We start from the raw sequence: 12,577 nt of genomic DNA on the forward strand, positions 1-12,577 counted from the left end.
CAGCATGGACATTACTCGTGCAAATCGCAATCCATCACCCCCCATCGCCTATCGTTAGTATGGATCGATGAGACATGATTCATGTGAGCCAATTAGCAGTTGTATGCATGAAAAAAGAGCCTGCTGTGTGCTCGTCCATTCGCACTTGGCAGACTCTTCATTCTGTTTATATTTAATTTAGTTAAATGAAATAAAGTGCTATGCTTCGACAGAAGCCGGTGCTGCTGCCGCTTCTGATTCTTCATCCCCTGCCTCTTCAATGCCCCGCTGTGTAACAATGGAAACCAATAGCTCATTCTTATGGGACAAGAGATGGATATGTTCTGGAATTTGCACGTCTTCCACCAACATCTTACCACCTATGCCCAAATGGGAAATATCCACTTGAATCACAGAAGGAAGATGTGCGGGCAGACCTTCGATTTCCAAACTTGTTTCTTGCGTTTGCAAGATACCGCCTTTTTTGACCCCAGCAGGTGTACCGATATATTCTATTGGCACATGAATACGTATTGGGTGATTTGCAGATACCTGTTGGAAATCTACATGCGTATAAGCACCATCTTGTTTGACAACGTCTTTGATCAGCGCTTGGACTGGCTTCATGCCTTCCACCTGCAGTTGGAACACTTCTGTCCGGCCAACATGTGCAAGCTTGACGAAGTCTCTTGAATCGACATGCAATGCAGTACTCTCGATATCCGCACCGTATACGACGCCCGGGATCCGGCCTTTCTGACGTAATTCACGAAGGGAAGAGCGAGTAAAGTCCGTTCTTCTCTCTGCTTTCAGTTGATAAGTTTTGCCTTGTGCGTTCATATTGAAACTGCCTCCTTGTAGCAATCCTCTCACTTCACCAGAGTGACGTCCTGCGATGTGTGTTGCAGGACATGTCTATTATTAACCTCATTAATCTTATTTGAAACAACTTTTCAGAATTTTTTCGCAAATTTTCTGAAAATAGAGATATATCCTGATCGCAACTCCTTTTCTGTCATTTCACATAAACAATGCCAGCATTCGCAAGGAACACTGGCACTGGCTCTCGTATGCTTCTATTTCCACTGAATATGCTGTAACGAATATCGTGCTGTGATATGTCCAACTACTTCTGTGACACTTTAATTTGCATTATGCTCTGCAAGAAACTTCCATACTTTACGGTCACAACAGCGGTACCCGATTTATTCGCCTTCACCATGCCTGCCTCGTTAATGGACAACACCGAAGGCTGATTGGATGTGAAGCGAAGATCATTCGTCAACTCCACTCGATTCCCACTCTTGCCAACTCCGAACACCTTCAGTTGCTGTTGTTTCCCCGCTGTCATATTCGTATCGCCCTTCAACTCAATTGAGACAAGCGGTTCATTCCAGATCCATTTGGATTGGCTAGGCGCACTCTCGTTGTGCAGACGGTCAGCCGCCGTAACCGCATACGTATATTGTTTGCCTAGCTCACCTGTCGTATCAAGGTGAAATTGATATGCGCCGTTTATTTTACGTATCGTCTTCACGATTTGCTTCGGATCATTGACATTAATCGACTCGCCGCCCTCTGCCCGATAGATCACATAGTAAGCAGCCGAGCTGTTCGTAACGTCCTCCCATGACAGGTGAACTCCTTTATCGGTGACATGTGCAGTTGTAAGCTTCGGTACAGATGGAGTATTAGCTGGAAGCCACGGCATCTCTGGCACAAGGGCTTTATACCGGTAACTGTCCCCGCTTAGTCGATCCTTCAACCCAAGCGGATTATTGAGAATATCGACGGTGCTGAAATGCATGCTCCCCTTTACCGTATCGAAGTTGAGCAGGTATTTCAATTGATTTGGAAGCTCATCGGGATTGAGCCAGGCTGGCGTGTTCGGATCATTCACCTTGTAATCGGCGTGACCAACATAGAGCTGTGTATGTGTTCCTTCTGTTTCCTTCACCCACCAATCCACAAGCTTCTCGAAGGCTGCAGGAGTAAAGCCAAAATACCAGTAAATCTGTGGCGTAATGTAATCAATCCATCCCTTTTGAATCCACAAGCGTGTATCTGCATAGAGGTCATCATAATTCTGAACCCCAGCTGTTGTATCCGAGCCTGTCGGATCTGTCGCTTTGTTGCGCCATACGCCGAATGGGCTGATGCCGAATTTCATATGAGGCTTCGCCTGCTTCATTTCTTTGGACAATTCCTCAATGAAGGTATTCACATTATTGCGTCTCCAGTCCGTAATATCGGAGAAACCAGCTCCATACTGCTGGTAGGTCGCGCGATCAGGGAACTCTACCCCATCTACCTTATACGGATAGAAGTAATCGTCGAAATGAACCGCGTCAATGTCATAATTGTTGACGACCTCCATGATGCTGTCCATTACGAATCGCTTCGCTTCCGGCACCCCTGGATTGAAGTAGAGCTTGCCGCCATAAGAAACTACCCAATCTGGATGCAATCTTGCAGGATGGTCGGGAACTAACTTGTTGATATCTGGCTGCATACTTACACGATACGGATTGAACCATGCGTGGAATTCCATATTGCGCTTGTGTGCTTCATCAATCATGAATTGAAGCGGGTTATAGCCAGGATCCTTGCCCTGTACGCCAGTGAGCCACTCCGACCAAGGTGCATATTTAGACGGATAGAAGGCATCTGCAGTCGGTTTAATTTGCATCACAATAGCATTCATGCCTGCTGTTTCTAATTCATTGAGAAGATTAACAAAGTCTTGCTTCTGCTCTCTTTCCGTAACTACGCCTTCACGCGGCCAATCAATATTGACGACGGAAGCAATCCAACCCGCTCGCAATTGCCGCTTAGGCAGGATTGTATCCTTGTTCACGACAAGTGTGAAATCAGCAGTCTTGCCTCCGTAAGCAGCAGTTATGGAGCTAATGCCTACTTGAAGAGCCATGACGTTCCCGCTAGCATCTATCGTTGCATTGTGCGGCTGACTGGATTTAAACACAACGCCTGTCGATACTTCTGAGGAAGAGCCATCGGAATAGTATGCTGTCACCTTCCCTTGCAGCGACTCACCGATAGTCATTGCATGCAAGCCGGTCAGCTCAAGTCGTTCCAGCTTCGGCTGAGGCACGGATACCTTCAATTCATAAGCGGAGGAGAATTCGCCATATACCGCCCGCATAACAGTCGTTCCGTTCGCTTGTGCAGTGACCATACCAGCTGCATCAATGGAAGCAACCTCCGGATTGCTGCTATTGTAGCTAACTCCTTCCAGCATGGATACAGGCTTCGCAGCACCTTCATATCGCGCCAATGTATGGGTCTTCACGCGCTCACCTATCTCCATAGCTGGTGCTCCATACAAGTTCAACTGCTGAATGACTGGAGCGGCTTGGCTGACGACTACATCAACTACGGATTCTGGTGCTTGCATGTAGCGAGCCGTTAGTCTTGTGCGCCCTTCGGCCACAGCAGTAAGTGAATTGTCTGGATTTACAGCGACAATGGAAGGATCATCACTGATAAGTACGGCTTCCTTCGTCACATCTACTTGTTCTGCTTCACCAGCAGAAGTCGCTAACACCTGAACCCGTTTTGTTTCTCCTACCTGCAAAGGAGGCAAGCCGATCATCGTTAGCTCATATATATTTGTCGATCCATAAATAGCTCGCAGGCTATCAAAATAAATAGCGCCGCTATTTTTATTCCGATCATTCGTTTCTACCACATAGAGCTGATTCAATTTGATAGGCTGAACAAGATTAGTAGGCAAACTCGCAGTAACGTACCTCCAGCCATTCCAGCTGAGCCCGCTGCTAGTAGTAAGGTCAATCGTGGGCTTCGCTCCGCCAGCATCCTGCAGTTGACCTCGCAGCCAGTGCTTATTTCCATCCCCATACACCCACACTCCGATTGAAGATGGATATCCTTTTATCTCACGCCCTACTCCCCCAGATGCGTTCAAGAAATTCAGATAAGCCGCTGATGTTCCCGTCGTTTCCGTGAAATCATAGGTGAGCTTTACTGCATGTTCATCATGTTGTACCGGTTCCGGTCGTGAGGTTAGAACCGCCTTAACAGAACCAGGGACTACTCTTACTGAGGTTGCAGACAGCTGTTGAAGCTGCTCGAAGTCTTCAATAATCTGGGATGAAGCCGTACTGCCTGATGCGAGCGGTTCTGCCTGCGCTTCAGATGACGATAAGGATGAAGAGGATAAATCAGAGGAACTCATTGCGGAAGCGTTTACAATTGTGCTGAACATAAGCACGACCGACATCATCGACATGAGTAAGATACGAGCCCGGTTCCTTGCAAAATACAATGTTAATTCCCTCCCTTTGGATATCGAGTAATGAGAACATCATCGTATGTCGGCTCTAGATGAATGAAATTTTATTTCAATCTTTGAAGCATTTTAAGTTTAAAATATTTCAAACCGAATGTATATAGCGACAAAAGTATACTTTTGTCTAATGAATAGGACTGGGGATGTAATTCGATATCACTGTTCTCTGTGGCTGAGAATGAAAAAAATACCCCAGCAGCTGACAGCGCTAACTCATAAGTACCGTTACGACTTACGAACCAGCCTAGCCAACGCTAAGGTATTACTTGAGTATCGAGGTATCTGGCTATTGAAAGCAACCACGTTAACAAGATTGTTCATTCGTAGATTGCATCCTTCCATTGTTACTCCACGTGGTACCATCGCTGTCCTGTACGCGGATTGTAATAAACCGTTACCTTTTTCCCTGTTGACGGATCGATACTAACTTCTGAAGTCTTCTCGAAGCCTTCCGGCACATGTTCATGTTCATTCGCTTGGTGACGGCGATCTCGGAAGGCCGAGACGATAAGAAACACAATAAAAAAGAGCAGCTGCAATGAAAAATAAACAATCAAAAACGTAATCATCTTACTTCTCGCTTCGGCCGAAGCGTTACAGCCGTGCCGTATGCAACAATTTCACTCATATTGGTTCCGACTTCACCAGAGTCAAAACGCACCATAATGACAGCATCTGCACCCATCGCTTGTGCGTTCGCTACTAAGCGATCCAGCGCTTGCTTCCGTGCATCCTCTAGCATTTCCGTATATTGAGTGATCTCGCCTCCTACCAGTCCTTTAAACGCAGCAGCGATATCTTTCCCCAACCCTCGTGCGCGAACGGTCAGTCCGAATGCTGTACCGAGTACTTCCTTTACTTCATAATTGGCCACTTGCTCTGTCGTTACGATAATCATCGTCAATACTCCTCCTCAACCGCCTTTTCTAGACGGAAACCCATAATGAATCAAAATGTATCTATAGTACGGTTGAGACGATACTTGCGTTCAATCTTCATCATTATTTATTTTAATTTATAAATAAGTTTATATGATTAGATAAGTGACCCTATCTCATCGATTTTTCACGGTAATTATTACATTACTTTTCGCTTATAGTAGACACGTGTCCATAGGAAGATGGCGTTCCCGATTAATAGGATAGTAAATTGCAATCCGCTATTCCCCTTGACAGTAAAATCATACAGCCCCCACACCAGCAATGCGATCGTATAGAACATGTAGCCGTTCTTCGCTGACTTGTCATTATGATAACGTTCCATTTCATCTTGCTTTCTCATCTTGATGCCTCCTCATAAGTAAACAACTGATCGACTGTTACCTCTAACGTTCGTGACAGCTTGAACGCTAGCGCTAAGGTTGGATCATACTTATCATTCTCAATCGCGTTAATCGTCTGCCGACTCACTTCACACCGCTGAGCCAGCTCTTGCTGTGACATGCCCATTCGCTTGCGCAGTTCTGAAATCTTGTTTTTCATAACGAGTTCTATCTCCTCAAATGTAAAAAACATTTTACATCTTTTATTATAATGATCAATAGTCTTATGTCAAATACTTTTGACACCCTATCATTCGGTGACATTCTTATTCTTTACCAACATCGCAATCAAATGGATAGCTCGCTCCATTTCTTCAAAGCTTGCGTAAGCGTACGATAGTCGAAGTTGATGCTTGCTCGAGCGATCATAGATATGACCTGGATTCAACAGAATTCCACAAGCTAGCGCATGCTTGAACAAGGCTTCGATTGCAATTGACCTATCCATGGTCACCCATATGTAAAAACCGCCTTGGGGAACTCTCCATGCTGCAAAAGATGACCAATGCTGTCTCAACTGGTCAAGCAAAAAGTCTCTTCGCAAACGCAGCTGAACACGAATGTGTTGCATGCGCGACTCGTGAAGACCCGATCGGAGCCACTCCGCCGCAACTTGTTGCGATAATGAGCTGGAGCCGTAATCCATCTGCATTTTAATATCTGCCAAGCGTTCTATCACCTGCTTCGAACCAACAATCCAGCCCATTCGCAGGCCAGGGCAAACACACTTGGACATCGTTCCTACGTAGAGGACTTGTCCATGCTCATCCATAGACTTCAATGATCGTGGCGCCGGGGCATCCAGCCATAACGCTTCGTAGGCACTGTCTTCAATAATCGGCAATCCAATGCGATTGCTAATGTTCATTAATGCTTCTCTTCTGTCCTGCTCCATCACCGTACCCGTTGGATTATGGAAGCTTGGTATCGTATACAGCAGCGAAGCCTTATACTGTAATGCATACTGCTCCAGAGCATTCACTTGTATACCGCCTTGATCCATTGGTACACCAACCATTCTTAGTCCGGCCGATTGGAAGGCATGAATAGAATATAAATAGGAGGGCTTCTCTACGAGCATCGTTGATCCACGACCAACGAGGCCTGCTGCAATGAGCTGCAGTGCTTGAAGTGCCCCCGAGACAATCAATATCGAATTAGGCGCGGCTTCGATGCCTTGCTCCGACAACTGCTTGCTGAGCTGTTCTCGCAGCGGATAGTGCCCAAGCGGCTGTTCATACCCAAGTGATATTCCATGATCGATTACACCGCGTATCGTTTTCTCCATCTCTTTTGTTGGCAATAAGTCAGGGGCAAGCTCACCCGTGCCCATACGAATCATTTGCGGTGAGAATTCCATGTTATTTATCGTCTGAATAATCGGTAAATTGGGATAATGTGAGCCTTCTTCCACATACGCATTCCAATTCGGCAGAATAGGAGACATGCTGTCGACACGATGGGCCATGTCCGATATAACCGTCCCCCCTCCGCTATTCCCTTCAATAAACCCCGCATCAGTCAAGCAATCCAAGGCCGCCACCAGCGTGCTGCGATTCACACCCAATTGCTTCGCAAGCTCACGCTGTGCAGGGAGTCTCGCACCCGCTTCCCATTCCTTAGACAAAATTTTAGATTTCATATAATGCTCGATTTGTTTATACAGCGCGATCGATGAGGATCGTTCGAGTCTCCAATCGCTGTAGTCAATGCTGCACGTCTTTGGCATATGTTCCTCTCCTGCACCAAGTTGATTGATAAGCTTATTATAGAATTTGGTTGGTCTTGAACTCAACCAAATGGTCGGGGACAATTGTAAATTGCTGCGTTATGATATTGTCTTAGAACCGGTTCTATGGATGATGACATACGGAGGTAGATATCAATGGTCGAGGCATTCGTTCACGGAATATTGCTCGCACTTGGCCTTATATTGCCGTTAGGCGCACAAAATGTGTTTATTTTCAATCAAGGGGCTTTATCTAAGCCGTTCGTAAAGGCCATCCCTGTCGTGATAACAGCGGCATTATGCGATACCCTGCTTATTCTAGCCGCAGTTCAAGGCATCTCGCTATTCATCTGGAAGTGGAAATGGCTTCAATACGGACTGTATCTATTGGGATTCTTCTTTCTGTTATTTATGGGTTGGAGTTTGTGGAAGTCGTCAAGCAAGTTGAATGGCAGTCAGGGAAGTGCTATGAGTATCCCGAAGCAAATGATGTTCGCCATGTCCGTCTCTCTTCTGAATCCACACGCGATTCTCGATACGATTGGCGTTATTGGAACGAACTCTTTGCAATATTCTGATAAACTCAAGTGGATGTTTACGATAGCCTGTATCGCAGTATCGTGGCTGTGGTTCCTGGGACTAGCTGTAGCAGGTCATTTCACTAATAAAATCGATGCTGACGGCCGCATCCTCACTTGGTTGAACAAGATATCCGCAATTACCATTTGGTTGATTGCGGTATACATGTTGGTTCAACTGCTAACCGGTGGCCTGACTGTAATTGGATAACTGCGATCCTTATATGAGGAACGTAATACAAGCAAGACTCCCTGCTCTTCCAGCGAGCAGGGAGTCTTGTTCATTTTTAAACCGTAAAGATTCGAAGTTCTTCTTGCAGATCTTGCATTTTGCGATTCAATAAGGTAGCTGTATCCGATATTTCTTCCACAATAGCAAGCTGCTCTTCGGTCGATGCGGCAACACTCTGTGTATTCAGTGAGGAATCCTTTGCTATGGTAGCAAGGTTGTCCAAAGTGGCAGCAACCTCCTCACTTCCAGCAGACATTTCTTCAGCGGCTGCCGATACTTCTTGAATTTGCTCCGTGACCTGCTGCACGGATGTCCATATTTTGTTGAAATGCTCCCCAGCCTCCTGCACAATCAAGGTACCTTGTTCAGCCTGCTCCGTATTTTCTCCCATCGCTTCGGCCAGTTCCTTCGTATGTGCAATTACCGTATTCAGCATCTCAGCAATTTGTTCCGTAGAGTCCTTCGTTTGCTCTGCAAGCTTGCGCACCTCTTGGGCAACAACGCCGAAGCCTCGTCCATGTTCGCCTGCCCGTGCCGCTTCAATAGATGCATTGAGCGCCAATAGATTGGTTTGCACCGCTACATTGCCAATGATACTGACGATATGCTCTATCTTCTCGGATTGATTCAACAAAGACCGCGTAATCCCTTCAGAACGACTGACGGAATTTCTGATCTGTGCCATTTGCTTCACCGTCAGCTGGACAACCTGATTGCCTTGATCAACCGACTCTGTTGCGTCGATGCTCAGTTCTGATACGGCAGAGGATGATTCAGCAATCCGCTGGATGCCGATTGCAATTTCCTCCATAGCAGCCTTACTTTCTTCAGCCCCTTGCATCTGCGATTCTGAACCAGTTGCAACCTCTTGAATAGAATTGGATATTTCATAGCTAGACTGAGATGTTTGCGTGGCGATTACCGTTAGTTGCTGTGACGATTCCGCGACCTGATCAGCGGTCGTCTTGACATTGGTAACCAAGTGCTTGATTTGAGCAATCATCGTGTTAAAACTATCAGATAGAACGCCGATTTCATCTTTCGAGCGAACCGGAATAGATACCGTTAAATCGCCGGCCGCCACTCTCGTGGACAGAACGGACAGCTGTGTAAGCGGCCGAACTAATCGGCGTATTAAGAAGGCGATCACGATAATGAATATGATACCTATCGATGAGCCGATACCAATAATTTTCCACAACATGGCATTCAGATCGCCGTCAATCTTCTTATTATTGAAATCTACGGCAAACACCGCTATCGTCTCATTCCTGTCATTATTGATCGGCTTCAGCACCGTAATCCATTCGCCATCAAGATCTTCATAGATGTCACTAAAGCCAACACCTGTCCGCTCCATCTCATGGATCGCATCGACAAGCTCTGGCTTGATCTCATACTCGCTTCCTGGCGCATTTCCAAATTCAACGAAGGAATCGTTGCCTTGAAGCACCTTCAGATAGAACTTTCCATCACGTTCCGTGAAACCGGGAGCAAGCAAGTACGAATTCGAAATGAAATTGTCGCGTACCATGCTGTTCAAGCTCTCCTGAATCCAAACAATATTCTTATCCTTTGCATATTGTGAGGAATCCATTGACTTGAGCTTGTTAGCAGCTCCTGCAATACCCTCCTTTTCTATCTCGATATTCTTCGTAAGCGTAGTATGAAGGGATAGTAATTCATCATTATAGATTCTTCGCTCCATCATATATGAGGATGATATGAATACAATAGACATGACCATAAGAAGAACGGTCACGACGATGATAGATTTCATCACTAAGCCTTTGTTTTTCATTCAATAGCCCCCTAGTTGACTGACAAACAGGTTATATACAGGAGTTCTTTCCATTCGAATCCTTATTGCCTATAAACCTTGTCCGTATTTACTGACCAATCAGTCTATGTCAATGAGCTATATATCGTCATTTTTCGACAAAAATGAATAGACACGTTTAAAAATGTTGTAGATATTTTTCAGAAAACAAGAGCATATATATCCGAGTAAGGAGAAAAAACGTCCCTTTTAAACGAAGTCATCTACAAAAAAACATCCTTGCCGAAATAATCGGCAAGGATGTTGATGGTAAGATTCTGCATGCACAGACAGCATAACTACGAATCACTAACTACTAACCAGATAACGCCATATCAATTCGATATTGAGTCGCTTTTACACATTTTTTGCAAACTTTAAGAGATGTGCCATCGCTTTTTGTTTGCGTGTACAATACTTTAATCCGTGTGCTTCCACACACTGGGCATGTTCCCCGTCCATGTGATGGAACGTTCCATAATGCTTTACCACGTTTTGTTTTAGCCATTTCGTTTCCCCTTTTTCGTATCTATTATCGTAAATGTGGTGTGGCTCCGCGCGCTTCGCGAACGTCCTTCACCACCTGTTTCATAGCTTCTATAGCATCTTTTTCAATTTGTTGGGCAGAGATAAGAGTGGTCACCATCTCGTGACATAGCCCCTCTTCGTGCGCATCATTCCAGTCGTGTCGTAATCTTCGGAGGATTGCAACAATATCATCGTATAAGTCAGCTAGAACTCGATATTTCTCTGCCAGTTGCTCCAGCCCATCCATCGATTGCTTCATATCATGCAAATAACGAGCAATGTAGTGCTTGAAGGTACGATACATGGACAATGTTTGCTCCGCCCCATCCCAATCCGCCGTACCCGACTGGATTTCCTCTATCATTGCATCATAAGCTTGTTCGCCACATGCAAATTGCTCTGGCGGCAAAATGCTATCATGCTGCTCCCATTTATAAATCGCCTGCACCAGCGATTCCGTAATCAGATCACGTACATCTATGGAAATGCTGCGCTTGGATATCCGCTGTATAAATACAATCGACGAATTTCCCGTTTGCCCGAGTGTCTGATAAGACACCTTGCATCCGCTATTCCCGCACGAATCTACTGCGAAAAAACACTGCTGCGCTTCGTCATAGCCATAGATCGTGTAGTACTGATCGTGCCAATAAATGAGTCCGACACCTTCTTGTAGAGAATGCTTCATTTCTTCGATTGCATACTTACGAGAGACCGGGAAGACCGGATCTGTATTGTAGCCTGCATACGTCTCTGAGTAGAGACCAAGCAAATCCGCAGCAACAAAGTGTTCGGCAGGCCAGTTATAGGCCGTCACAGATATAGCATCCAACTGACGATGAACGGACATGCGGAAGGCCAATGATGACATACACGCAATCGTATGCTTCGGATACGTGGTTAGCCCGCCGGCCAGCAGTACACTATGGAAATGATCGATAAACGTTTTTGTTTCCGGTACGATTTTCATATTTTCAAGGATAATAGACGTCATCTCTTCACCTGCACCTATTCTTAGTTGTTGACCGCAATTATCTTGGCGCCGTCGATCCCCAGTGGAGACTGTTGGAACGCGAACGCATGACTTCCTCGTAACCGATTTCAGTGCGCAGTATTTCAATCGCTGCTCGTTCATGTTCCATCGCAAGGTGAGCCTGCTCGATTAGCTGTGGTACATGGTCTGATTGGATGCACAGCTCATGTCCCGTACCATTCTGAACCGTCGCTTTCATTACTTGAAATGCCTCATCTACAAGTTGATAAAGTTGAATGACCTCATCAGATATACCAAGCTTTCCTTGGATAGTAGCCAGATAATTCATCATGTCACGCTTGATACCAGCATAAGAGCTAATGGTATAAGCGCCCCCATGCGAATGATAGTGTTGGCTAGACAGGGCGGCAATCATATATTCGTATGCTTTACAGCCTGCAGCAAAGTCCAGATCCGGCAAAGTTCGATGCGGCGTATCCCAATCTGTAACTGCTGTAATTAGCGACTCTCGGTAGATTTCTTGGTACGGCATGTCCACTGCACCAATAATCGTTTGATAGTACCAGAATGGCGTAGGATTATCGATGATGCCAAAATTCCGATACAGCAGCACTTGTTGTTCCTTCGAGTAACCGTCTAGATAGAAGAACACTTCGTCCTCATCGTCATAACCCGTAATCACGGCAAACTCAGGCTTCCAATAGACGACGCCTATTCCTTGATCGATGCTGTGCTGAATATGACGTATCGACTCCTGCTGCGCCAATTCAAACGTACGTTGACGCGTATGCCAAGCAAATTGATTTGATTCAATCCCAATTCGAAGGAGCGCATTGCCATGTTCTTCTCCCAAGTTGCCGTACGCTGTAACTGAGCTCCTTGATAATTCCTTGTGAATAACAAACTTAGATAATAGACCTGTCATTCCGCCTAGCATATATTTCGAACCCTCGTACAGACCAGCACCCGTGAGAACAGCATGCAGGGCATCCACGTAAGAACGATGTTCAATTTGAAAAGAAAGAGATAGAGTAGTTCCTATACTCATGAGCGGCCGCTCCTCTCTT

General features: G+C 45.6%; 12 protein-coding genes. 1 reads left to right on the forward strand and 11 read right to left on the reverse strand.

Going from position 1 to position 12,577, the window contains the following annotated elements:
* Positions 1–198: 198 nt before the first annotated feature.
* The 7 genes from BP95_RS0118935 to BP95_RS0118965 all read right to left on the reverse strand — a co-directional run bounded on the left by BP95_RS0118935 (position 199) and on the right by BP95_RS0118965 (position 7,359).
* Complete coding sequence (locus tag BP95_RS0118935; protein ID WP_021253806.1) at positions 199–819, reverse strand: 50S ribosomal protein L25; 621 nt, start codon at positions 817–819, stop codon at positions 199–201.
* Positions 820–1,105: 286 nt separating this feature from the next.
* Positions 1,106–4,285, reverse strand: a complete 3,180-nt coding sequence (locus BP95_RS30920) for a glycoside hydrolase family 10-like protein (protein ID WP_051614140.1) — start codon at positions 4,283–4,285, stop codon at positions 1,106–1,108.
* Positions 4,286–4,653: 368 nt separating this feature from the next.
* Complete coding sequence (locus BP95_RS0118945) at positions 4,654–4,878, reverse strand: hypothetical protein (protein ID WP_036667284.1); 225 nt, start codon at positions 4,876–4,878, stop codon at positions 4,654–4,656.
* Positions 4,875–5,207 (reverse strand): YbjQ family protein, encoded by a 333-nt coding sequence (locus BP95_RS0118950; protein ID WP_028533013.1) that lies wholly within the window; start codon positions 5,205–5,207, stop codon positions 4,875–4,877. Before BP95_RS0118950 ends, BP95_RS0118945 begins: the two co-directional genes overlap by 4 nt.
* Positions 5,208–5,386: 179 nt before the next feature.
* Positions 5,387–5,590 carry a hypothetical protein gene (locus tag BP95_RS0118955; RefSeq protein WP_021261482.1) on the reverse strand — a complete coding sequence of 68 codons (204 nt, stop codon included), beginning with the start codon at positions 5,588–5,590 and terminating at the stop codon, positions 5,387–5,389.
* Positions 5,587–5,790: a helix-turn-helix transcriptional regulator gene (locus BP95_RS0118960; RefSeq protein ID WP_021253811.1), complete on the reverse strand. Its 204-nt coding sequence runs from the start codon at positions 5,788–5,790 to the stop codon at positions 5,587–5,589. Before BP95_RS0118960 ends, BP95_RS0118955 begins: the two co-directional genes overlap by 4 nt.
* Positions 5,791–5,880: 90 nt before the next feature.
* Positions 5,881–7,359, reverse strand: a complete 1,479-nt coding sequence (locus BP95_RS0118965; RefSeq protein ID WP_155987309.1) for an aminotransferase-like domain-containing protein — start codon at positions 7,357–7,359, stop codon at positions 5,881–5,883.
* A 156-nt stretch (positions 7,360–7,515) separates the two neighbouring features.
* Here BP95_RS0118965 and BP95_RS0118970 point away from each other — a divergent pair, with 156 nt between their 5' ends.
* Entirely contained in the window at positions 7,516–8,148 is a 633-nt protein-coding gene (locus BP95_RS0118970) for a LysE/ArgO family amino acid transporter (protein ID WP_021253813.1), read from the forward strand.
* 76 nt (positions 8,149–8,224) lie between these two features.
* On the opposite strand, the gene BP95_RS0118975 is transcribed toward BP95_RS0118970, so the two are convergent.
* The 4 genes from BP95_RS0118975 to BP95_RS30930 form a co-directional block, all read right to left on the reverse strand.
* Positions 8,225–9,970: a methyl-accepting chemotaxis protein gene (locus tag BP95_RS0118975; protein WP_028533016.1), complete on the reverse strand. Its 1,746-nt coding sequence runs from the start codon at positions 9,968–9,970 to the stop codon at positions 8,225–8,227.
* Between the two features lie 334 nt (positions 9,971–10,304).
* Entirely contained in the window at positions 10,305–10,496 is a 192-nt protein-coding gene (locus BP95_RS32670) for a hypothetical protein (protein WP_021253815.1), read from the reverse strand.
* A gap of 24 nt (positions 10,497–10,520) precedes the next feature.
* Positions 10,521–11,510: a hypothetical protein gene (locus tag BP95_RS32070; protein WP_051614141.1), complete on the reverse strand. Its 990-nt coding sequence runs from the start codon at positions 11,508–11,510 to the stop codon at positions 10,521–10,523.
* A gap of 37 nt (positions 11,511–11,547) precedes the next feature.
* Positions 11,548–12,558 (reverse strand): hypothetical protein, encoded by a 1,011-nt coding sequence (locus BP95_RS30930; protein ID WP_051614142.1) that lies wholly within the window; start codon positions 12,556–12,558, stop codon positions 11,548–11,550.
* Positions 12,559–12,577: the final 19 nt, after the last annotated feature.

The sequence above is a fragment of the Paenibacillus sp. UNC217MF genome (assembly GCF_000686865.1).
Lineage (GTDB): Bacteria > Bacillota > Bacilli > Paenibacillales > Paenibacillaceae > Paenibacillus_B > Paenibacillus_B suaedae.